The following is a 23,703-nucleotide window of genomic DNA, read 5'->3' on the forward strand; positions in this document are numbered from 1 at the left end:
CGCCCGATTCGCAGCGTGCAGAGCGACATCACCGGCCTCTTACCGTCCATTGCCAAAAATAGCGGGAAAAAGAATATACACGATTTTACAGGAAATGTATAGTGTTTTTTTGCAGAGCAAGAAGGACAGCCTTCGTCGAAGTCGAGGCTGTCCTATCTTTTTTACATATCATATTCTAGCAGTCGGGTAATAGCGTCGTCATGACTCTATTGCTTGTATGAAAATCGAGAGTAGTGTAAAGAAAAAAAGCAAAACATACGATACGATGTAATATTTGTCCCGCTCGCCTTTTTTCGATGCAACGATGTTAAATATAATCAAAATCAGTGTAATGATACTAAGTATGATATGTATTCATATACTAAAAATCTAACCATTGCACCTAATGCTAAGATCGACAAAAAATATATTCTTAAGTTTGAAAATTTAAATCTCATGCTTGGCACCTCTCCGATTTTAGAAGCTTCATCATTCCTTATATCCAACGTATCTATTTTAATCGCTGTATTTAATTGGTAACACGCAAAGTTGATTAGTATTTTCCGAAATGGCATTTGCGTGAGCATTTTGTCGCTTGAAACAATTGTCGATCTCCGTTAGGCGACCAGTTACCTATCGTGCGGGGCGGGGCAGGGCAGGGCAGCTAGAAATTGATGTAAATGTACAGTATTTTTTATAGTCTATTGCTCAAATGTAGAAATTACTGCGATTGTGCATCATTTTGAAGGCTATCAAAGACATATACGGTTAAAGGCACCTAAATCCTGCACATTTGCATCAATTTGAGCCTAATTGGACCAAACGAGCATAAATTGCTGCAGATACGCCGGATTTAATCAGCGTGAGCATTATTGTGTACTCAACTAAACAATCTGGAGGATGGTGTAATTTATGATATACGGGTTGCGTTGGTGGCATCATTTGCGATGAATGAACAAACTACTCCTGTATATTTGCGGGGTAATTGGATTGGGATTAGCTAGTTGAGGATTGGTCCATTCGTTACAACGAAACGAGCAAATCGTTTTAGATTGTTTAAGCATTATATTACGGGTAATTGTCATAAAATAATACGAATCCATGCAACACAAAGAGGCACAGTCTCCTCCATGATCTTGGAGGTCTGTGCCTCTTTTTTGCAAGCCTATCTATCTCTTACCCTATCGGACGAGCCAGCCGCCGTCCACGGCCAGAATGTGGCCGTTCATGTAATCGGAAGCCGCCGACGCGAGGAATACCGCTGGACCGACCAGGTCCTCGGACGTTCCCCAGCGTCCTGCCGGGATGCGCTGGAGGATCTGAACGCTGCGAACCGGATCTTCGCGAAGCGCCTCGGTGTTGTCCGTGCTCATGTAGCCCGGCGCAATTGCATTGACCTGCAGCCCCTTCGCAGCCCATTCGTTCGCCAGCGCCTTCGTCAGGCCGGCGACCGCGTGCTTGCTGGAGGTATAGCCCGGCACGGTGATGCCGCCTTGGTAGCTCAGCATCGACGCAACGTTGATAATTTTGCCCGAGCCTTGCTCGATCATATGTCTGCCTGCCAGCTGGGAGAGGACGAAGACGGAATTGAGATTCACGTCCAGCACCTCCTGCCAGTCCTCAAAGCTGTGATCGGCTGCTGGCGTACGGCGAATAATGCCTGCATTGTTGACCAGAATGTCAAGACCGCCGAGGCCTTCAATCGTTTTCTCCACGATGGCCTGAAGCTGCGTACGATCGCCTACGTCCGCTTGAATCGCAATAGCCTTGCGTCCCATAGCCTGGATACGGGCAACCGCCTTGTCCGCTGGCGTGCGATTCGTGACCAGCGCTACGTCGGCGCCCGCCTCCGCCAAACCGATGGCAATCGCCTCGCCGAGCCCTCTGCCTGCTCCCGTCACGATGGCGCGTTTGCCCGTCAGATCAAATAACCCCATCTCTACACCTTACCTTTCCCTCGTTTGCCGCCTCTTGGCAGCTCAGCTTTCAATATTCGCAGCCCGCTTGCCGCATATTTGGCTTCCACCTCTGGCGCGATGCCTTCATCCGTAATAATGCTGTACGTTTCATCCAGACTGCCGTACGTAATAAGCGCGCCCTTATCGAACTTGCTGTGATCCGCAAGAATATATACCTGCTTGGCATTGTCCAGATACAGCCGCTTCAGCTTGGCCAGCTCCTCGGTGAATATGGTTAGTCCATATTCCAGATGAATGCCGGTCGTCGACAGGAACAGCTTGTGAATGTTCAAGCGGTTAATCCACTCCTGCGATTCGCCGCCGATAAGCATATTATGATGACGGTAACCGCCAGGCACCACCAGACGGACGGCCTCCTTCATTGTCAGCTCGCGGATAATGAGCAAATCGTTGGTCAGCACCGTCAGCGGCATGTTCGGCAGAAGCTTGGCCAGCTCCAGTGTTGAGCTTCCGGCATCCAGCGCAATAATATCATTCGGCTCGATGCAGCTTAGCGCCAGCTCAGCAATAGCCGCCTTCTCTTGCTGGTGCTTCGCATTCGGAATTTGAAGAGGGAGCAGGCTGTCCTCGTTGCCCTGCTCCATAACGGCTCCGCCGTGTGTACGCCGGAGCAGCCCCTTCTCCTCCAGCTTCTCCAGATCCTCGCGCACCGTCTTTTCGGTTACCTGGAACAGCTCGCTCAGCTCCGATACCTTGACGGCGCCGCTCTGCTCCAGCCTCTCCAATATGATGCGATGTCTCTCAGCCGCAAGCATCCGGCTTCCCCCTCCGTGAATGGTTCATGGAGCCATTCTACTTCAGTTCGCTAGCCTGAACAACATCCATATCGGTAAATGTATAATTTTCGCCGGCCATCGACCAGCAGAAGGTGTAATTGCTTGTGCCTACGCCGGAGTGGATGGACCATGGCGGCGAAATAATAGCCTGATCATTCGCTACAACCAGATGTCTCGTCTCCGAAGGCTCGCCCATCATATGGAAGACGCGCGTCTCTTCAGCCATATCGAAGTACAGATACGCTTCCATACGGCGGTCATGCACATGGGAAGGCATTGTGTTCCATACGCTTCCGGCCTGCAGGCTTGTCACGCCCAGCATCAGCTGGCAGCTTTGAATCCCGTCTGCGTGAATATATTTGTACAAGACACGTTCGTTCGACGTTTCCTGGGAGCCGAGGTTCAGCGGATTTGCTTCCTCTCTCGTCATCTTGCGAGTTGGCAGCTCAGCATGCGCCAGTGCGGAGCAGAAGTACAGCTTGGCCGGGTTGGCGGAGTCCTTGCTCGCCAGCTTCACGTCGCGCTTGCCTTTACCAACGTACAATACATCAAGCTTGTCCAGCTCGTAAGCTTCTCCGTCGACAGTAATAACGGCCGGACCTCCGATGCTCAGGAAGCCGATCTCGCGGCGCTCAAGGAAATATTCCGTTTTCAGCGTAGCAGCCGCTTCCAGAACCAGCTCTTCACCAATCGGCTGGGCGCCTCCCACTACCATACGATCATAATGTGTATAGACCATCTTGATCTGGCCTTCCTCGAACAGCGTTGGGATCAAAAACTCCTGACGCAGACGCGTCGTATCGTATTGCTTAACATCCGTTGGATTAGTTGTGTGACGAACTTCCATTCTTTATTACCTCCTCATAATTGAGAAACTCATGTAACTGTATGAGTTCGTTTGTTTGTGTTCGAATACAATATAACACACATTTTCAAACTTAAAAAGAACAAAATAATACATCCAACCCCTCAGTATCACAATGTCATTCGAAACTTGCATACAAATTCATGTTGTTGTATATTTATACATTATAATCCCAAGGATCGGAGTGATTCATAGTGAACGCAAGCGTCTCCCTCAGCCATCACACACTGGACATAGAGCAGCCATCCCTTCAGCCAACGGACGAATTGCTGGCAGCGGCCAAACAACATATCCTCTTCACCGCGAACCGCCCGGATATCGTCATGGCGAGAGGCGAAGGCATGATGATCTACGATACAGAAGGCAAAGGCTATCTCGACTTTATTGGAGGCTGGGCGGTGAATAGCCTTGGCCATTCCCCGGCAGTGCTTCAGGAAGCGCTCGCCCGGCAAGCGTCCCAGCTAGTGCACGCCAGTCCCGGGTTCTATAATGAGCCCCAGGTGAAATTCGCCGAGCTGCTATGCCAAGTCAGCGGTATGGACAAAGTTTTCTTCGCCAGCACGGGGGCAGAGGCGAACGAAAGCGCCGTGAAGCTGGCCCGCAAGCACGGCGCGCTTCATCTGGACGGCGCCTGCGAGATCATTACGCTGACGAACAGCTTCCATGGACGCACGCTTGCCATGATGTCGGCTACGGGCAAGCCGCAGTGGGGACCGCTGTTCGCGCCTAAGGTTGACGGCTTCATTCATGTGCCGATCAACGATCTCGACGCTTGCTTCGCCGCGGTCACGAACCGGACCTGCGCTATTATGGTGGAGCTTGTGCAGGGCGAAGGAGGCGTACATGCGTTAAGCGAGGCCTACCTCTACGGCTTGCGCAAAATATGTGATATGTACGGCATCCTTCTAATCTTCGACGAGGTGCAGACCGGCCTGGGCCGAACCGGCAAGCTGTTCGCCTACGAGCATTACGGAATTCAACCCGACATTCTTACGCTGGGCAAGGGAATTGGTGCAGGCTTTCCGCTCTCCGCGATGCTGACCAAGGCCAGATTCGATCTGTTCCAGCCTGGCGATCAAGGAGGCACGTATACAGGACAGCCGCTCGGTATGGCAGCCGGACTGGCGGTGCTGCAGGAGCTGCTGGAGCGGGATTTGGCTGCCAGTGCCGACAAGCATGGCCATGAGCTGATCAGCAGGCTGGAGGAGCTGACTGCGACTTATCCCATCACAGACGTGCGCGGCAAAGGCCTGCTCATTGCGTTCGATGTGCCGGAAGGTATGGCGCCGAAGCTCGCCTCGGCATGTATGGAGCGAGGGCTGCTTATTAACGCGACGAGAGCGTCCACAATCAGGCTGATGCCCGCCCTCATCGTGCAGACCCAGCATATCGAAGCAATGGTCTCGATATTACGTCTTGCCTTCGACCACCTATTATCCAGTCATGATGGATAAGCCGCTCCGCATACGATATTTTGAATCGTAACGCGTGTGCGCCAGGAGGGCTTTGTCTTGTTGAACCGATGGAATAAGGCCGGAAGAAGGGACTGCTTTACGGTCTATATTATACCCGCATGGAAGTGGAAGGAATTTATCGCGTTCGAATTAATTGGAGGAACCGCCTTCTATCTCATTGGCAAGCTGATGACCCACTCCGAATGGTTCAGCATTGCCTTCAATATGGCGGGACCGCAGATGCTGAAGCATACGTTCGCGGCTTTCCGCGCTTAAATCACAAACGCCTGCAAGGGAGGCTTCCTCTCCATGCAGGCGTCAATCGGACTTTGCTATAGAATGGCGTCTCCTGCCGTCCAGCATATGGACGCCCTCAGCAGACCCAGGAACCGGCTGTCGGACAGCCCTTCCTTACGGTGAGCAGGCGTCAAACAGCATACGCGACCAGCCCCAGCCCGATGTCTCCAGCCCGCAACCGAGCTGCCGTCCACGGAAGAGGAGCTGAGGAACACCTCTGTCTCATTCTCCCTGCACGCTACAAAATAATGCTCGTCAAGCAGCTCCATCGTCTCCAGAGCTAGGCGGGAGCTGCCTGCAGGCTCGTACCGGACGAGCTGATGCTCTGCCGGATGCGACACAAAATAACCTTTGAGCAGTGCCGTGTAGAGACCATCAGGCGGATAGGACGCCAGGCCCGAATGCCAAGCCAGCCAGCCTCCGCCCTCCTCTACATATTGTACAATGGCCGCAGCATGCTGCTCGTTCATCCACAGCTTCTCCGCATCGTTCTCCGGGTCAAGCCGATTCTCGGCGAACAGGACGGCCGCATCTGGCCTCCCTGCCAGCCCCTCGACAAACTGCTCAGGCGTGTCGGCTAGACGCAGCTGGACGCTTCCCGCCCCTAGACCTTCAGCGAACGCTCCTTGGAGCGCGGCTCTTGCAAGCTCCCCGCGATGATAGAAATCGCCGACGTAAGCCCATAGGTTCATTCCGCACCACCTCCGCTGTCTTTTACTGTACTAAAGCTCCATGGATGCTCCATGCCGATCAATAAACCAAGCGCCCTCTGCCGGCAACTGCTTCCGCTCCGCTAAATCCATTATGCTGGCTGCCGCCTCGGCGGCGTCGCCGGTCGCCTGCTGGCCGCCCATATCCGTGCGAATCCATCCAGGATGTACCGCGTAGACGGCATAATCCAGCTTGGCAAGCTCAGAACGAAGCTGCGCGGTGAACATGTTTAACGCCGCTTTGGTTATGCCATAGGCATAATCTCCGGCATAAGCATGCGTCATACTGCCCGCTTCAGAGCTGATATTGATAATCGCCTGCTGCCGGCCTTTGCGGAGCAGCGGCAGGAAATGCTTCAGGACCATGAGGGGACCGTACAGATTGGTCTGCACCGACATCTCCATCTGATCCATATCAAGCTCCTCCAGCTTCTGCTCCCGCCCAAGCAGAACCGCCGCATTATTAATGATCCCGTCCAGAGCGCCCGCCTGGCGCTCAAGGACGCTTCTGGCTTGGGCGATGCTGGCCTCCTCCGTTACGTCAAGCGCCAGCGCGATAACCTGCTGCGGATACAGCGTCCGCAAGGCTGACAACGACTCCGATAACGATTCTGGATTACGGACTCCCGCCCAGACGCGGTGGCCTCTTCTTGCCGCCTCGGCCGCAAGCTCGCAGCCCAGCCCCCGGTTGGCACCGGTAATCAGCAGCTCCATATGATCTCCTCCCCTGCTTGTCACTCTTCGCCTATCGTATATCCGCCCCTATACTAACACTGCCCCATGGCACCGCGCAACCGGTTCCATGGGGCAGTCTCACCTGCTATTAGCCTTCAATACGTAACGCGTCTCGCTGGGCGATCAGCGATAATTCCGCGGCTTTGAAAGCATGCTCCTGTGTCATCGCATGCTCCGTGCCGTTCAAGCAGTCCAGAATGAGTCCACCGAAGAAAGGAAAGCCTACCTTGCCGCTTAATTGCATATGCTTCTCGCCTTCTCCGTTGACCAAATACAGCTGATCGCCTTCCCGATCTCTTGCGATGTCAATGTATTTGCGAAGCTCGATGTACCCTTCCGTGCCCATAATAAGCATACGCCCGTCGCCCCATGTGCCAAGACCATTCGGTGTCAGCCAATCGACGCGGAAGTAGCCTGTTGCGCCGTTCTCGCCAACCAGCGTCATATCGCCGAAGTCTTCCAGCTCCGGATAATCCTTATTCGCGTAGTTGGCGACTTTGCTGTTCAGCACCTTAGCTTCCTTATTCCCTGTAAAATAAAGGAACTGCTCAACCTGATGCGAGCCAATGTCGCATAGAATGCCGCCGTACTTCTCCTTCTCAAAAAACCAGCCCGGGCGTGAAGGCGCATTGAGGCGATGCGGTCCAAGACCCAGCACCTGCACGACGCGTCCGATAGCGCCCGCTTGAATCAGCTCTCCGGCGTATACGGCGCTTTCAACATGCAGGCGCTCGCTGTAATACACCGCATACTTTTTGCCGGTTTGCTCTGCAGCCTCTCTGGCCTCCGCAAGCTGCTCCAGCGTGGTGAACGGCGCCTTATCGGTAAAATAATGCTTCCCGCTCCGCATCGTCTTGACGCCTAGCGGACCACGCTCGGAAGGAATGGCTGCCGCGGCCACAAGCTGCACCTCGGCATCCTCCCATATTTGCTCCTGCGAGGCAGCGGCTTTAACGCCAGGATATTTGCTTACAAAGTCTTCCACCTTGGCGGGATCGGCGTCATACACCCACTTCAGCTCCGCACCCGCCTCGATCAGCCCATTGCACATGCCATAGATATGGCCATGATCCAAATTCATAGCGGCGAAGACGAACTCGCCCTTCTCCACAACGCGCCGTACTGTTCCTTCCGGCGCATAATTCATGCCATCAGACTTGCTCATGCCAGTGTCTCCTCCTTCTTGAAGGAGGAATTTGCAATTCTCTCCTGCAATTTCTCATAATAGAGATCCTCGTCGATCGGCAGCTCCACCCAATCATCCTTCCAGGTGGACAGCAGCATCGCGTTGGACAGCATTAAACCCTTGATACCCTCTTCCCCGGGAGCAATCAGCTTCTCGCCGTGGAGAATCGCGTTGACCCAGTTTTGCGTAATGCCTTTATGATCAGGATTTGTGCCTTTCACAGGGATTTCGCATTTCCAGCATTCAGGCTGTCCGAAGCCGCCCTTGTATGTCGCGTTGAACTCCCGTTCGGACACTCGGTTTCTCCAGAATACGAGCTTATTGTCTTCAATCACAACCTTGCCGCGGTCGCCGCTGATCTCCAGACGATTCGTGCCTGGCGCTTCCCCGGTAGATGTGACGAATACGCCAGTCGCTCCGTTCTCATATTCTACGAAAGCCGTCACATCGTCCTCCACCTCAATGTTGCGGTGCTTGCCGAAGTAACAGAAAGCGCGCACTCGCTTCGGCATCATATTAATTGTCCATTGCCACAAATCCAGCTGATGCGGGTCCTGGTTCAGCAGAACGCCGCCGCCCTCGCCAGCCCAGGTTGCGCGCCATGTACCGGAGTCATAATAGCTTTGGGAGCGATACCAATTCGTAATAATCCAGTTCGTTCTTCTGATCTCGCCCAGTTCTCCGCTGTCCACCAGATCCTTCAGCTTCTGATACAGCGGATTGGTCCGCTGGTTGTACATCATGCTGAACACCACACTCGTGCGAGCGGCCGCTTCGTTCATCTCCCTAACCTGCTTCGTATAGACACCAGCCGGCTTCTCCACCAGAACATGCAGCCCTCTCTCGAAGCATGCGATCGCCAGCTCTGGATGGGAATAATGTGGTGTTGCGATCAATACGCCATCCACAAGACCGGAATCCATCAGCTCATGCGGATCGGAGAACAAAGCAACGCCCTCTCCCGCATGCTCCGTTGCCCAATCCAGTCCAGCCTGAGCGCTGTCGCTCACAGCCGTCAGCTTGACGCCTTTAACCTCGCCCCTGTTCAAATAGCCGATATGTCCCTTGCCCATATTGCCCAGTCCAATAATACCTAATCGTACGACGCTCATATTTGCCTCTTCCTCTCGCAATTGGAATGCTAGCTGTAGCCCGAATTCATATACGTATCGTAGCATGTACCTTGCTCCCCCCGCTTTTTCCGCATTAGCCGAATTCATCTTTTATTTGACTCTGGTTGGTGTATAATGAGGGTAGTGATGAGGGGGCGTACCGATGAATTCCATCCATCAAATTAAAACTCCATTTACAATAGGAACAACTTCCAGCTTCAATTATAATCTTCCATATCATTCCCATTCTCATTACGAAATTTATTATTTCCGAGGCGGCAAAGCCAATTATTTAATTAATGACCGCATCTACGTATTGGAGCCTGGAGATATGCTGCTTATGCACGGGATGACGCTGCACAAGGCGCATGCGGATCCCGATGTAGCCTACCACAGAACAATTGTGCACTTCGATCCCCATTACTTCAGACAGCAGATTCAGCCTGCCTATTGCGACGATCTGATGACGCCGTTCCGCAGGCTGCACAACGTTCGGCTGCAGCTGAGAGGCGAAGCCAAGGAGGAGATCGAAGCCTCCTTGGATAAATTGGAAGCGCTTTTCAATGACTCGTCCCCAAACGCCCTTCATCGCTTCCATGCGCTGTTTCTGGACCTCATGCTGCAGATCCGCGAGCTGTGCGAGCAGCCGCTTCAAGCCATACCCGCTTTTCCTTCCTCCAAGGAACGCCATGTGCAGTCCCTGATCTCTGACCTGGACGCACATTTCGCCGAGGAGGTTACGCTGGAGCTGCTTCAAGCAAGGCTTCACCTCAGCAAATATTATTTGGCCAAAACCTTTAAGGAAATTACCGGGATGACCATCTTTCAATTTCTGATGCATCGTCGCATATATGAAGCGAAGCTTCAGCTTATTCAATCCGATAAAAGCATTACCGAAATCGGGTATGATGTTGGCTTTAAGCATCCGTCACACTTCAGCCGCGTATTCAAGGATCAGACGGAGCTTACGCCGGAGCAGTATCGGAAGCGCCATCAGCTGGCACAGCCTCAGCGTGGGACAGCAAGGGAAGAGTAATCTCGACGATCGTGCCTCTTTCTCTCCCGCGGCGGATGTGAAGCGTTCCTTGATGCGCCTCAATAATGCGAGTGCAGACCATCAAGCCTAAGCCGGTTCCCTTTTCTTTGGTCGTGACGAACGGCTCTCCGAGCCTGCGGATCAGCTCCTCCGGCATGCCGGAGCCTTCGTCCTGAATGCATATTTGCAATTGAGGGCCGACGATATAAGCAACCTCTCTCGCCATGATGACCACTCGGCCGCCATCCGGCATCGCTTCAATCGCATTTTTGATAACATTCAGGAATACCTGCTTCAGCTGATTTTCATTGCAGTATATGGCCGGGAGCCCGTTGGCGAGCTGACAATCAATTTCGACATCCAGCAGGATTGCCTGGGTATCCAGAACGGAAAGCACGCTTTGAATAATTCCTTCCACATCGCAATGCCGGTAAGGCGTCCAATGCGGATTGGCAAGCGTCATAAACTCGTTAACAATCAGATTAATGCGATCCAGCTCGTCGGCCATAATATCGAAATAAGCGGATTCATCCCTATACCTGGCGCGTAGCAGCTGTGTAAAGCCTTTGAGCGCGGTCAAGGGGTTTCGGATCTCATGAGCGACGCCAGCCGCCAGCTGGCCGATAACCGAGAGCTTCTCAGAGCGCAGCAGGCGCTCCTCTGCCCGCTTCCGATCCGTCAAATCCCGGATTACGCTCAGCACAACGCTTTTGCCCATATAATGATCAATCCGCACATTGGATCCCTCTACCTCCATCAGAAGCTCTCCGTTCCATACCATCCGGGCTTCCTTGAAGAAGGATGGCTCGTCCGTCGTGTAAGTGCGGTTAATCTCCGCCTTCACCATCTCCCGATCGCTCTCATGAACGAAATCATACAAATTACGCCCGATCATTCGCAACTCGTCGGAAATGCCCAGCATATCCATCGCATTGCGGTTGACATACAGCACCTGTCCCGCATAGGTGATGAATATCGGCTCCGGAATGTATCGCAGCATGCGCTGGTACAGCTTAGCGTTCTGAAGCAGCAGCATCTCCTTCTCGTGCTTCTGCGTCACCTCCTGGATGGTCCCCAGCAGCGCTTGCTCACCGTTGAACATAATGGAGGAGCAATTACCCTCCATATGAATCACCGCGCCGTCCTTCCGCCTGCCCTTCACCTTGAAAGGAAATGGCCTGCGGTCCGTCCCATTCAAAAAAAACTCGCGATGATCAAATACAACCAGCTCTTCCTCATCAACAAAATCACTTAATTTCATATGGCTCAGCTCTTCCATACGATAGCCAAACATATTCAGAAGATAGGGGTTGGCGTAGACGATTGCCTGATTCTGCTCTACGAACACACCAGCCATCACGCTCTCCACCAGCGTCTTGTACAAATCATCCTTCTCCGACAGCTTCTCCTCGACATGAATCCATGGGGATAAATCGCGAATAATAAGCTGGATCGCATGGCTGCCATCGTATTCGATAGCCATAGAGCAAATATCCGCCGTCAGGCTCTCTCCGTCGCAGCGGATCAATTGACGGTAAGCTGGCTTGGATGCTGTCCCCTGCGGAAGCTCTTGATCAGCCCTGTCATTTGTCACCGACTGGAGCTCCTCCTCCTGGATAAAAAGCAGAATCGGCTTCCCCTCGACATCCCTGCGATCCCTTGCTCCAAGCAGCTTCATGGCCGCATCATTTGCGAACAGAATCTGATCATCCGAATACACAATTACGCCATCCGGCAAGCCATGAACGAAACCTTCAAATCTTTTTTTGCTTTCAAGCATGATTTGCTCCTGTATCGTCCCAGCCATCACATTCCCTCCCACAAGCGTTGATAAGGTGTCATTCTTCTCTCATATCTTCCACGAATATCCTGCAACTTCCTGCACCATGGGGGAAATTAACAAATCGTTATGGATATGAGTATGCCAAAAAAGCCACTGTCTACCCATGGGATAGTCAGTGGCTTAGGAGATGAATGTGATTGGATTAGCCTTGAAGCAGCAGCTGCTCCGGATCCTCCAGCATTTCCTTGATGGCTACGAGGAAGCGAACCGCTTCGCTGCCATCTACGATACGATGATCGTAGGAAAGCGCAATGTACATCATTGGACGATTCTCCATACGAGTCTCGTCAATGGCAACTGGACGAAGCTGAATCTTATGCATGCCCAGAATGCCGACTTGCGGCGTGTTCAGGATCGGAGTGGACAGCAGGGAGCCGAATACGCCGCCATTTGTAATCGTGAAGCTGCCGCCTTGAAGATCGCTGAGCGACAAGGTGTTCGCGCGCGCTTTTTTCGCCAGATCAACGATGTTCTTCTCAATCTCGGCGAAGCCAAGGCGATCCGCGTCACGTACGACTGGCACGACAAGGCCTTCTTTGGCGGATACCGCAATGCCGATATCGTAGAACTTCTTCACGACGATATCTTCGCCGTCGATTTCCGCGTTCAGCAGCGGGAACTGCTTCAACGCGCCTACAACAGCCTTGGTGAAGAAGGACATAAAGCCAAGATTCACTTCGTTTTTGTCGAAGAAGGATTGCTTGCGACGCTTGCGAAGATCCAGAATCGCCGTCATGTCCACTTCGTTGAACGTTGTCAGCATCGCTGCCGTCCGCTGCGCTTCTACCAGACGATTCGCGATTGTCGCGCGGCGACGAGACATGCGCTTGCGCTCAACCGGCTTGCCGCCGTTCGCGCTGGCTGCTGGCGCCGCTGGAGCTGGTGCCGCCGCTTGCGCAGGCGCCGCTGCCGGTGCAGCAGGAGCTGGAGCTTGTACGCCATGGGAGCGAACGTCATCCGGATAGATGCGTCCGATACCGTCTTTGCCATTAACCTGCGTCAGGTCAATCCCTTGCTCACGCGCAAGCTTGCGCGCCGCAGGGGATGCATTAACCGATGCCGCGGAGGAAGCAACCGCTGCGGCTGCAGGCGCAGCTGCTGGAGCGGATACTGCCGCCGCAGGCGCTTCAGCCGCCTTAGGAGCTTCCGCAGCCGGCGCTGGTGCCGCTGCTGGAGCGCCGGAGGAGGCGCCGATGGAACCGATCGCCTCGCCTACAAGCACAACCTCGCCGTCCGATTTTGCGATTTTGGATACAACGCCGCTGCTGTCCGCGCTGATCTCGATGTTTACTTTATCCGTCTCAAGCTCCAGAAGAACGTCGCCTTGATTGACAGAGTCGCCTTCCTTCACATACCACTTCGTAATCGTTCCTTCGGAGATAGATTCTCCCAGCTCCGGTACAATAATATCTGCCATTTGTTGCTACCCCCTCACCAAACTCGATTCGAATGGCTGCCCATTCAAAGCGGAAGAAATAATTGCATTCTGTTCTAATGCGTGAATCTCCTGATGGCCCGTCGCTGTACTTGCGCGGTCCGGACGACCGATGTAGCGAACCTTCACTTTGCCCGGCGCCAGCTCACGCAGACGTGGTTCCATGTAGAACCAGGAGCCTTGATTTTTTGGTTCCTCTTGCACCCAAACAATTTCTTCGAGCTTAGGGAACTGGCTGATTACGCGCTCAAGCTCGGCCGCAGGCAGCGGATACAGCTGCTCGACGTGAGCGACACGCAGCCAGTCGTAATCGCCTTCGTTGGCGGAAGACATAGCTTCGGCCACGTCGACCATCACCTTGCCGGAGCCCAGAAGCAGGCGTTTGACCTTTTCCTTGGCCGCTTTTGTCTCTGTGAAGCTGAATTGCGGCAGTACCGGCTTGAAGGAGCCTTCGCTGAATTCCACGCCGTGCGACGCGACACGCGGGTTCCGCAGCAAGCTCTTCGGCGCCATCAGCACAAGCGGACGTACGTTGTCGCCTTTCAGCATAGCCGCCTGCTTGCGCAGCAGATGGAAGTATTGCGCCGAAGTCGTCAGGTTCGCGACCGTCCAGTTGTTGTCAGCCGAGAGCTGCAGGAAGCGCTCCAGGCGAGCGCTGGAATGCTCCGGACCTTGGCCTTCATAACCATGCGGCAGCAGAATAACGATGCCTGACTTCTGCGACCACTTCGCACGGCCTGCAGCCATAAACTGGTCGAAGATCACCTGCGCAACGTTGGCGAAATCGCCGAATTGCGCTTCCCAGATGACGAACGTCTCTGGAGCAAATACATTGTAGCCGTATTCGAACGCCAGAACCGCTGTTTCAGACAATGGGCTGTTATGCACGGCGAAGGAAGCCTTCGCCTGCGGGAACATATGAAGCGGTGAGAACTTCTCTCCCGTCGCGTTGTCGTTCAGCATGATATGGCGATGAGCGAAGGTGCCGCGTTCGGAGTCCTGTCCGCTAAGGCGAATCGGCGTTCCATCCGCAAGGATGGTCGCGAACGCCAGCGCCTCCGCATGGGCCCAATCCAGCTTCTCTCCGTCGTTCAGGCTGGTTGCGCGGCGCTGCAGAATACGCTGGAGCTTCGAATACTCCGTGAAGCCTTCCGGACGGTTCAGCAGCTCCAGGTTAATTTCCTTCAGCGTTTCCATCGGCACCGCTGTTGCTACATCCTCAGGCACGATTAAGCCGGACTCGTGCGCCACTTGCACATGAGGCTTGCCTTCGCATGCCTTCATGGCGTCGTAGCCGGCTTGCAGAGCGTTTGCCGTCTTCTCGCGAAGCTGCTCCACTTGCTCCTCCGTTACTTCCTTTGCATCCTTCAGCATGTTGGCGTACAGCGTCGCAACAGTTGGATGATTGCGAACCTTCGGATACACAAGCGGCTGCGTTGCATCGGGATCGTCCATCTCGTTATGGCCGTAGCGGCGATAGCCGATCAAGTCGATAACGAAGCCCTTCTGGAAGCGCAGACGATATTCGCTGGCGAGTCTAACCGCCGCCAGACAGGCTTCCGGGTCATCCGCATTGACGTGGACGATCGGAATATCGAAGCCTTTGGCCAAATCGCTGGCGTAGTAGGTGGAGCGGGAATCCACGCTGTTAGTCGTGAAGCCTACTCGGTTATTCGCGATAATATGAAGCGTACCGCCGTTGCGGTAGCCTTGCAGATTGTTGAAGTTCAACGTCTCGGCAACAATGCCTTCGCCGATAAACGCAGCATCGCCATGCACACACACCGTAACCGCGTTGTGCAGATCCTGCTCAGGGAAGCCAGGCTTCGAGCGGTCTTCCTGTGCGGCGCGCGTGAAGCCCTCCACGACCGGATTTACAAATTCAAGATGGCTCGGGTTGTTCGCGAGCGTTACTCTTGCGCGAACCGTCTCGCCTTCTGTGAACGCGCGATCAGCGCCCAAATGATATTTGACGTCGCCGGACCAGCCGTAATTAATGCCCATCGAGCCTTCGGAAGGCACATGCTCCTTATTCGGAGAATGATGGAACTCGGAGAAAATTTTGTCGTACGGCTTGCCAAGCACATGCGTAAGCACGTTCAAGCGTCCGCGATGCGCCATGCCGATCAGAATTTCATGGGCCCCGTCATGGGCAACTGCGCGGATGATCTCGTCCAGAATAGGCACGAGCATGTCAACGCCTTCGATCGAGAACCGTTTTTGACCTACAAACGTCTTGTGAATGAAGGCCTCGAACTGCTCCACCTGCATCAGGCGTTCCAGCAGCGCTTCCTTCTCTCTGGCGGACAATGGCGCTGGGAAGGAACCGGACTCCGCCTGCTTGTGAAGCCATGTGCGCTCATTCTCGTCGTGAATGTGCGTAAATTCGTATGCGGCCGAACGGGTGTAAATCTCTCTGAGACGCAGAATCGCTTCCCAGCCGTTTGCGACATCCGCAGGGGCGTTATCCCAGATCAGAGCTGCTGGAATAGAAGCCAGATCGTCCTGCGTCAAGCCGAACGTCGCCGGCTCAAGCAGCTTCGTATCCGCTCTCTGGCTGATGCCAAGCGGATTAATGTCCGCGCCCAAATGGCCGTATCTGCGAATGTTCAGCATGAGCTGATGCGCGGCAACGACCTTCTTAAGCATATTGCTGTCAATTGGACCGCTGGCTGCTGCCGATACCCCTGCCGGAGCTGCCGCAACAGCAGGCGCTGCGGACTTAGGCGAAGCGTCGTTCGCGGCGGGCGGCGCTCCCCACAGTTGAAACAATTCGCGAACCGATGCTTCAACGGCATTCGGATCGTTCAGGAACAGCTCGTATTGCTCCTGCACATAACCAAGATTGGGACCATAGTAGCTTCTCCAAGGCGAAGAGTTGCGCTCATCATGGATGCTCATTGCAGAAAATTCCACCCTCTCTATTCATAACCATCCTAGTGTTTTACATGGCGGACCATTCCATTCATCGCCGCCGCTGCTCCTGTCTTTCAAAAAGAGAAAAGAAGAAGCCTACACGCTATTTTCCTTCCTTAGCGTAGCTTCTTCATATTTTAGTACAATAAACGCCAGCCATCCATAATCATATTGGCATCGGTTTCATGCATTTCTAGCATTAATAATCAATCTCGACAGCAACGAGCCAGGCTATTCCCCCGTCGTCAGCTCGACGAGTGTGCGCACCATCACGCCCGTCGCGCCTTTGGGCTCGTAGCCGCGGCTTGCTTCCAGCCAGGAAGTGCCTGCAATATCCAGATGCACCCAAGGCAGACCTTCAGCAAAGTGTCCAATGAACATCCCCGCCTTGCTGGCCGCTCCGTACCGGCTGCCGCTATTCTTCAGATCCGCCGCGTCGCTGCGCAGATCCTTCATGTATTCCGGGTAGGCCGGAAGCTGCCAGATTCGCTCGCCCGCACGCTCCGACGCGCGCAGCACGTCCGTCATCAAGGAATCATTGTTTGTGATGGCTCCCGTTGCCTCGAAGCCAAGCGCAGACATGACGGCGCCCGTCAGCGTCGCCACATCAATCAGCTTGGTCGCCCCTCTGCGTATCGCCGAAGTCATCCCGTCGGCAAGCACAACCCTGCCCTCCGCGTCGCAATTGACAATCTCGACGGTATAGCCGCTCAAGGTGCGAATGACATCGCCAGGCTTGAACGCGCGATCCGACGGCATGTTCTCCGCAGCGGGTATAACTGCGACAATATTAACTGCCGCCTGCAGCTCAGCAATAGCGCGCAGCGCGCCCAGCACCGCCGCAGCTCCTGCCATATCGGATATCATATCCTCCATGCCAAGTCCACGCTTCAGCGAGATGCCGCCCGTATCGAATGTAATGCCTTTGCCGATCAAGCCCCAGGTTGTCTGGGAATCTGGAGCTCCCTTATAATGCAGAATGATCATGCGAGGCGGATTGACGCTGCCCTGCCCCACAGCCAGCAAGCCGCCCATTCCCTGCTCAGCGGCCGTCCACTCGTCAATGACCTCGATGTCCAGTTCGTATGCCGCTGCGAGGTCTTCCGCCAGGAACGCAAGCCGTTCAGGCGTCAGATCGTTGCCTGGAAGATTCGTTAAATCTCTGGCATATGCTACCGAGCCTGCCAGCACCTTGCCTCTTGCCGTTCCTCTGTCCCATGCCGCACGATCATCGGCTGAAGCCAGGAAGCCCTCCTCCGGGCGGAACACAACTTCGCTTAGAGCGAATCGCTCCTTCTCCTCCCGTCTTAGCGGCTGACGGTCGTGGAGCGCCAGAAGCAGGCCTTCCGTCATCGCCTGAGCGACGCTTTCGATGCCATGCCGCTCCAACTCCTCTCCGAATACGGATGCGCAGAGTACAAGCTCGGCGCTGGCCGCCTTCACGCCTCTGGCAGCCTTGGCCGCTGCCGCGGCCGCGAGCCGCAGCTCGCCCAGCCCTCCGCCAGAAGAGCAGCCGACGAATAATACGGAAGGCGCCTCTATTAAGCCAAGCGTTGAATAGACCTCCGTCTGTCCAGGCTTAGCCATGAACAAGCCCTTCTCGCAGGAGCGGCGAAGCTGCTTGTCGATGCTCGGCTCCACAAGAGCGCCGCTTCCCTTCAGCTCTTCCTCCGTTATAAGTCGGATGACCGCTTCTGGAGCTTCGCCCACCCGGTTCGATGACCATACAAATGATGTTTCCATTGGAGTTCCCCCGATTTCCGAATATGAAAAAAAGGGACGCAAGGTCCCGATTCGATTCTAAAGGTTTATTCCGCCAAAGGCAAATAGATGCTGAATTCCGTTCCATCGCCGACCTGGCTGTCCACGCGGATCGCGCCGCCATGATTTCGGATAATCCGATAGCTGACCGACAAGCCCAAGCCCGTGCCCTCTTCCTTGGTTGTGAAGAAGGGATCGAACAGCCTGCTCATCGTCGCCTTGTCCATACCATTGCCGTTATCCTTAATGATAACGCGTACATATTGCCCGTCGCTGCTTAGCAAAATATCGATTTTTCCTCTGCGGTTGTGCCGCACCTCTTCCACGGCATCAAGGGCGTTTTTGAGCAGATTCAGAATGACCTGCTTCACCTGCTTGATATCAATGGAGACCATAGCGTCAGACAATTGGGATTCTACCGTAATTTCACAATTTCGCAGAAGCGATTCACTTTCCGTCAGCATCACCACTTCTCGAATAAGATGCTCGATCGAGGTGGCCTGCTTCATAGGAGCGGAAGGCTTGGAGGAATTCAAAAACTCATAAATAATATTGTTCGCCCTGTCAATCTCCGTCAGAATAATGCGAGCGTATTCCTCCTTGCCCACCTCCAGCAGATACGGCCGCAGCAGCTGAATAAAACCTCTGATGCTTGTCAGCGGATTACGAATCTCATGCGCGATGGCCGCGGCGATCTTGCCCAGCATGGCCAGCTTGTCGTTCTGCAGGGCGCTTTGTTCAATTTGCTTATATTCCGATACGTCCTTGACGCTGATTAGGAAATCCCCATCCAGCTGATCGCCGTAGGTGACGGTCGCCAGCAAGTGCTTCCCGTCCTTGTGCTGAAATTCATAATAGCGGCTTCTCTTCATGAACATTTCCCGGTATAGCCGAAGGATGGTTCTTTTTGTGCTGATCTTAAGCTCTCGATGAAGAAAGATTTCTCGAATATTACAGCCTACAAGCATTTTTCGCGGAATATCCAGCAGCTTCGCCATTTGAACGTTAATAAATGACAAAAGCCCGTCGCTGTCGAACAGCGCGATCCCGCTATCCATGTGCTGAAGCACATTTTCGTACTTGTTCTTCACTCGTTCAAAGGACCGGTCGGACTTCGGCATCAGCTCCCGCAGTCTTATCGCCTTCTCTTCCAGCGCCGATTGCTCCCTATTCTCCATGCATCCTGATTCGAAACGGCTAATTACCATCAACTCCGTCAGAAAGATATAAGAGCGATGGTAGATCTTCGCCGCTTCCTTCGAATCGACAGCTGCGGCAAGCTCCTGCACACACTCCTCGTGAACAGCCAGCACTTCCTCCTGGTTGTACCCAAAGAGCTGTTTGCCCAGCTCATTCGCTTGATGAAGAGACGCGTCCTTACCACCTCGGATATATTCGGCAAGCGCCGGGAAATAACGCTTTCGAATGGCTTGCATCTGTTACTCCTCCCCGGCATTGCAATCCATCATACACATGAACTGCCTGTACACTTACCACTTATCATAGGATTAGCTGACAAAGACTGTCAATCGGAAATACTGTCGAATTATGCGTGTCCGAAGACCGATTTTTTGCGAAAATAAGGCGGGCTAATCGCGATTTCTATCGTTCCCTCTCCGATCATTATCGTCCCTGTCGTCATCATCATCCTTGTCCTCGTCCCTGTCTGACCTTTTATCATCCTTCTTGCGGTCACCATCATTGCTGCTCTTTCCCTTGCCGGAATCGCGATCGTCGTCGTCATCCTCGTCCCGATCATCATCGTCGTCCTTCTCGCGATTCTTAGTGTCATCCCTGTTGTTCTTGTTGTTTTTGTCGTCCTTGTTATTCTTGTCGCTATCTCTGTCATTGTCATTTTTGCTGTTTTTGTCGTTTTTGCTGTTTTTATCGTTGTTATCGCGGCTACCATTATCTCGGTTATTCCCGTCTCGATCGTCGTCCTCATCCTCATCGTCGTCATCGCCTTTTTTCCCATTGGCCGGGGAGGGCTTTACCGAAGCAACAGGCTTGGAAGCAGGCTTAGTCGACGGCTTGACAGCTGCAGGAGCCGCCGGTACCGTCGACGGGCGAGAAGTCGCCTTCGCGGCCTCCGCCGCCTTTTTACCCTCGGCCTCCTGCCGCTCCTTGACGAGCAGCTCTTGAAGCCTCTGCTTGGTAGAGACATCGCTGCTGGACTCCGGCTTCACAAGCGTATCTACTCCACCCACCGGCTCCGTCCATACATCGATCGGCTTCTCCTTCAGCTCTGCCAGGTCCCCCTCATAGCCCTCCTCCTTGGCCATCAGGTAGACGGCCATCTTGCCCGTGGACAAGCCATTCGCGTCAGCTTCGGCCCTCAGCTCCTCCGGCGCGGACAAGGTCGTAATCGTTACATCCGGCAGCTGGCTGCCATGCTCGGCCAGCCATTGCTTCAGCCTCTCGTCCAGCTTGTCTGTCAGCAGCTGCTCGAATTCCGTTCCGAACGTTTGCTTGCCGGTTAACAGAATACTGGTGATTAGAATCTCCTTGCGCGGGGTATCCAAATAATGAGCTAAGCGCGCCCTCTCCAGAATAGCGGCAGCGACGCTCTCCAAGCTTTCGCCCTTATAATCGATATTTTCAATAATTCGCGCTCCATCCTCATTCAAAGCCCGGACATTCCGCACGCGCTCCTTGCCGTCAACGCCAATCTCGATACTGGGGTTAATATCCATCGTCAGATAGGCTACAACCGGATTGGAAGCCTGGAAGGCGTAGAACAGTCCGGAGACCAGCAGCACACAGAGCATAGCTGCCGCTCCAGCATACGAATACAGGCGGCTGCGAGCCGCTCGGCGCGACGGCCTGGAGGCTTCCTCCTCGAAGACAAGCTCTTCTCCGATTCGAGGCGAGCCTTGAAGCGGCGCGCGCAGAAACTGGCCGTCCGATGTCATCACAACGGCATGACTCTCATGAATGCTCATAACGATTCCCCGCTTCATCTGCTCACCTCCTTCTCCAGTGTGTCATGCTCCCGGGCAGTACCCAAATAATCCTGCATAAACGGATAAACGCCCGATCGAATAATAGCTATGGCGATAATATATTTACGATTGCGCTCAAGCGTCTTGCGCGACACGCCGCACGCTTCCATCAGCTCCTTGATGGGAAGCTTTTGCGTTAGCCTGAGGCCCTCCATCCATCGATTGTCTCCAGCCAGAACAGCGGATATATGGAGCAGCATCGCCCTTGAGTCGGCATGCTTCGGGGATAGCTCCACCAGCTCCATAAACGTAATTCCGTACAGCTCCAGCTCGTGATTCAGCTCTTCAATTTCCATGCGGCGCTCCGCCTCGCTGCTCGCAGCGTCATAGGCCTGCAGCGACTGTTTGTTTTCGAGCGCATTGTACGTCGATCCATCTTCTGCATCGGAGTCGAAAGCGCTATATGGAACGGTCTGAAGATGCCGCTTCTCTTTTCGGGCATGGTCAATAAGCCGACGTTGAATGACGGTTTTGGCAAATCCAAGGAACGATGAGCCTGCCGCGCTGTCGAATTGATTGATCGCTTCGTTAAAGGCGACCAGCGCGACGCTGAATTCATCATCCGCGGAGGGATCGATATACCGTTTGCAAAATCTGCTTGTCACTTTGGCTATGTATGGTGAATACTGGGCGATGAACTGCTCTCTTAACGCTTCTTCGCCTTGTCTTATTTTTGCAATATACTGCTCCGGTCCCAGCTTGAGCTCCGAGCTCGAGGGAACCGATTTCCGCAGGAACCGCTTCAACAGGATCAGCAACAACCGCTCCACCTCGCTAATATATGTGTTCGTCTCCCCGATGAGCGTTTGTGGGGGTATCATGAAAATTTTTTAATTTGAACGCTGCCGCAAAAAGAAAGCCTCCGCGAGGGAGGCGCCATAACTTTCAATAGCTTAGACCGATGACCGGCGCATGAACAGCTTGTTGCGGCGGCTGTTCAAGGCGATCAGCCGTTTCTTGAGCATCACTTGCCAATCCGCATCGCCAATGCTTTGCGCGAAGCTGAGCAGATCCAGCGAAATGTCAATCTGGCTGCGCACAACTTCAATGGGCTCCTCGTCCTCGTGATTGACGCAATTCTCCAGCAGCTCCAGCTCGTCTTGGTCCACATAATCCTCGTAATCGACCTCAGCCGCTCCGTCGCCGTGCGCGTATTCGGCGAGAATCTCATATTCCTGCTGAGCTAGATAATGTACATCCACGCGATGACACACCGGACAGAAGGTTATCGGAACATTGTGAATATGAGTGCGATAATATTTTAATGTTCCTTTGGTACCGATCATGCTGGCTCCGCAGCAAAAGCTCATCTCGACACGCTCCTTGGACAGGCGGCAAAGCCTCCGGTTTAATGAAGCCCTTAAGACGCAGACGGTCTCAGATATTATGTATTCGGTCCCTTGGTCTGAAATTCCTGCCTTGTATGCTCAATTATGCGTTTCCTCATGTTGACAGAAGCAAGCAAAAAAATAGGCATGTCCGCCATATAGGGAGCGGGCATGCCTATTCACTATTGTAATTGCTATTTCACCATTGCAGCGACAATCAGATCGCCCATAGCGGTTGTGCCGATCGCTTTGCTCTTGTCTACCGCGATATCGCCTGTACGGTGACCTGCATCCAGCACGTTCTTCACAGCGTCCTCAATGGATTTGGCCGCATCATGATAGCCGAACGTCAAGCGGAACATAAGCGCAACGGACAGGATCGTAGCAATCGGGTTCGAGATGCCTTGACCCGCGATATCAGGCGCCGAGCCGTGCACCGGCTCGTAGAGGCCGAAGCTGCCTTCGCCCAGGGAAGCGGAGGACAACATGCCGATAGAGCCTGTCAGCATAGCTGCTTCGTCGCTCAGAATGTCGCCGAACATGTTCTCCGTCACGATAACGTCGAAGCTGGAAGGACGGCGCAGCAATTGCATCGCGCAGTTGTCTACAAGCACGTGCTCAAGCTCAACTTCCGGATATTCCACAGCGATCCGGTTCACAACCTCGCGCCACAGACGGGAGGTTTCCAGCACGTTTGCCTTGTCCACGGAAGCAAGGCGCTTGCTGCGCGTCATCGCGATATCGAACGCTTGGCGCACGATACGCTCAACCTCTTGCACGTTGTATACGCAAGTGTCGACGGCTTCTTCGCCGTTCGCGCCTTCGCGGCGGAATTTCTCGCCGAAGTAGATGCCGCCCGTCAGCTCGCGGACAACGATAAGATCCGTGCCTTCCAATACTTCAGGCTTGAGCGTCGACGCTTCCTTCAGGCAATCGAATACGTTAGCTGGACGAATGTTGGAGAACAGCCCCAGCGCTTTGCGAATACCCAGCAGCCCAGTCTCCGGACGAAGCTCCTTGGAGTTGTTGTCCCACTTCGGACCGCCTACGGCGCCCAGCAGAACCGCGTCTGCGGATTTGCACAGCTCCAGCGTTTCTTGCGGAAGCGGCGTGCCTTTCTCGTCAATTGCAATGCCTCCGAATAATCCATGCTCCGTCTCGAATTGATATCCGAACAGCTCCTCGGTTTTTTTCAGAACCTTGAGCGCTTCTCCTACAACCTCAGGGCCGATCCCGTCGCCGCCAAGCACGGCGATTTTTTTCACATCTGCCATCTTATTTCAACTCTC

General features: G+C 53.9%; 19 protein-coding genes. 3 read left to right on the forward strand and 16 right to left on the reverse strand.

Translation table 11 applies throughout. From position 1 onward, the window contains the following. Positions 1–1,160: 1,160 nt before the first annotated feature. Genes kduD through kduI form a run of 3 tightly spaced genes read right to left on the reverse strand, consistent with a single transcriptional unit; the run spans position 1,161 to position 3,581 of the window. On the reverse strand, positions 1,161–1,916 hold the full coding sequence (kduD, locus tag AB1S56_RS17785) for a 2-dehydro-3-deoxy-D-gluconate 5-dehydrogenase KduD (RefSeq protein ID WP_340868306.1): 756 nt from the start codon (positions 1,914–1,916) through the stop codon (positions 1,161–1,163). Positions 1,917–1,918: 2 nt separating this feature from the next. Next, positions 1,919–2,713 carry a DeoR/GlpR family DNA-binding transcription regulator gene (locus tag AB1S56_RS17790; protein ID WP_340868307.1) on the reverse strand — a complete coding sequence of 265 codons (795 nt, stop codon included), beginning with the start codon at positions 2,711–2,713 and terminating at the stop codon, positions 1,919–1,921. Positions 2,714–2,750: 37 nt separating this feature from the next. Beyond that, complete coding sequence (gene kduI / locus AB1S56_RS17795) at positions 2,751–3,581, reverse strand: 5-dehydro-4-deoxy-D-glucuronate isomerase (protein WP_340868308.1); 831 nt, start codon at positions 3,579–3,581, stop codon at positions 2,751–2,753. Positions 3,582–3,793: 212 nt separating this feature from the next. On the opposite strand from kduI, the gene AB1S56_RS17800 reads away from it, so the two are divergent. Both AB1S56_RS17800 and AB1S56_RS17805 read left to right on the forward strand, forming a co-directional pair. Then, positions 3,794–5,053 carry an acetylornithine/succinylornithine family transaminase gene (locus tag AB1S56_RS17800; protein ID WP_340868309.1) on the forward strand — a complete coding sequence of 420 codons (1,260 nt, stop codon included), beginning with the start codon at positions 3,794–3,796 and terminating at the stop codon, positions 5,051–5,053. 57 nt (positions 5,054–5,110) lie between these two features. Continuing rightward, positions 5,111–5,329, forward strand: a complete 219-nt coding sequence (locus tag AB1S56_RS17805) for a hypothetical protein (RefSeq protein WP_340868310.1) — start codon at positions 5,111–5,113, stop codon at positions 5,327–5,329. 56 nt (positions 5,330–5,385) lie between these two features. On the opposite strand, the gene AB1S56_RS17810 is transcribed toward AB1S56_RS17805, so the two are convergent. The 4 genes from AB1S56_RS17810 to AB1S56_RS17825 form a co-directional block, all read right to left on the reverse strand. Then, positions 5,386–6,042 carry a ThuA domain-containing protein gene (locus AB1S56_RS17810; protein ID WP_340868311.1) on the reverse strand — a complete coding sequence of 219 codons (657 nt, stop codon included), beginning with the start codon at positions 6,040–6,042 and terminating at the stop codon, positions 5,386–5,388. 30 nt (positions 6,043–6,072) lie between these two features. Next, positions 6,073–6,774, reverse strand: coding sequence for an SDR family NAD(P)-dependent oxidoreductase (locus AB1S56_RS17815; RefSeq protein ID WP_340868312.1), 702 nt, complete (start codon positions 6,772–6,774; stop codon positions 6,073–6,075). 109 nt (positions 6,775–6,883) lie between these two features. After that, positions 6,884–7,960, reverse strand: a complete 1,077-nt coding sequence (locus AB1S56_RS17820) for a Gfo/Idh/MocA family oxidoreductase (protein WP_340868315.1) — start codon at positions 7,958–7,960, stop codon at positions 6,884–6,886. After that, positions 7,957–9,093, reverse strand: a complete 1,137-nt coding sequence (locus AB1S56_RS17825; RefSeq protein WP_340868316.1) for a Gfo/Idh/MocA family oxidoreductase — start codon at positions 9,091–9,093, stop codon at positions 7,957–7,959. Before AB1S56_RS17825 ends, AB1S56_RS17820 begins: the two co-directional genes overlap by 4 nt. Positions 9,094–9,256: 163 nt before the next feature. Here AB1S56_RS17825 and AB1S56_RS17830 point away from each other — a divergent pair, with 163 nt between their 5' ends. Further along, the gene (locus AB1S56_RS17830) at positions 9,257–10,129 is read left to right on the forward strand and encodes an AraC family transcriptional regulator (protein ID WP_340868317.1); all 873 of its coding nucleotides are present in this window, start codon (positions 9,257–9,259) and stop codon (positions 10,127–10,129) included. Here AB1S56_RS17830 and AB1S56_RS17835 read toward each other — a convergent pair. From AB1S56_RS17835 to leuB, 9 genes are all read right to left on the reverse strand, one after another. Further along, complete coding sequence (locus AB1S56_RS17835) at positions 10,059–11,936, reverse strand: PAS domain S-box protein (RefSeq protein WP_340868318.1); 1,878 nt, start codon at positions 11,934–11,936, stop codon at positions 10,059–10,061. The genes AB1S56_RS17830 and AB1S56_RS17835 overlap by 71 nt on opposite strands. Before the next feature lie 178 nt (positions 11,937–12,114). After that, a complete protein-coding gene (gene odhB / locus AB1S56_RS17840; protein WP_340868320.1) occupies positions 12,115–13,389 on the reverse strand; it encodes a 2-oxoglutarate dehydrogenase complex dihydrolipoyllysine-residue succinyltransferase in 1,275 nt (424 codons plus the stop codon). A gap of 6 nt (positions 13,390–13,395) precedes the next feature. Next, positions 13,396–16,308, reverse strand: a complete 2,913-nt coding sequence (locus AB1S56_RS17845; protein ID WP_340868321.1) for a 2-oxoglutarate dehydrogenase E1 component — start codon at positions 16,306–16,308, stop codon at positions 13,396–13,398. A gap of 246 nt (positions 16,309–16,554) precedes the next feature. Further along, entirely contained in the window at positions 16,555–18,066 is a 1,512-nt protein-coding gene (locus tag AB1S56_RS17850) for a leucyl aminopeptidase (RefSeq protein ID WP_340868323.1), read from the reverse strand. A 65-nt stretch (positions 18,067–18,131) separates the two neighbouring features. Beyond that, positions 18,132–19,520, reverse strand: a complete 1,389-nt coding sequence (locus AB1S56_RS17855; RefSeq protein ID WP_340868325.1) for an ATP-binding protein — start codon at positions 19,518–19,520, stop codon at positions 18,132–18,134. Positions 19,521–19,673: 153 nt separating this feature from the next. After that, positions 19,674–21,044 carry an anti-sigma factor domain-containing protein gene (locus AB1S56_RS17860; protein ID WP_340868329.1) on the reverse strand — a complete coding sequence of 457 codons (1,371 nt, stop codon included), beginning with the start codon at positions 21,042–21,044 and terminating at the stop codon, positions 19,674–19,676. Then, positions 21,041–21,844 (reverse strand): RNA polymerase sigma factor SigI, encoded by an 804-nt coding sequence (gene sigI, locus AB1S56_RS17865; RefSeq protein ID WP_340868332.1) that lies wholly within the window; start codon positions 21,842–21,844, stop codon positions 21,041–21,043. The genes AB1S56_RS17860 and sigI overlap by 4 nt, the downstream gene beginning before the upstream one ends. A gap of 135 nt (positions 21,845–21,979) precedes the next feature. Then, the gene (locus tag AB1S56_RS17870) at positions 21,980–22,396 is read right to left on the reverse strand and encodes a hypothetical protein (protein ID WP_340868334.1); all 417 of its coding nucleotides are present in this window, start codon (positions 22,394–22,396) and stop codon (positions 21,980–21,982) included. Between the two features lie 212 nt (positions 22,397–22,608). Then, entirely contained in the window at positions 22,609–23,688 is a 1,080-nt protein-coding gene (leuB, locus tag AB1S56_RS17875; RefSeq protein WP_340868335.1) for a 3-isopropylmalate dehydrogenase, read from the reverse strand. Positions 23,689–23,703: the final 15 nt, after the last annotated feature.

Origin of the sequence: Paenibacillus sp. PL2-23 (assembly GCF_040834005.1) — a bacterium.
Taxonomy (GTDB): domain Bacteria; phylum Bacillota; class Bacilli; order Paenibacillales; family Paenibacillaceae; genus Pristimantibacillus.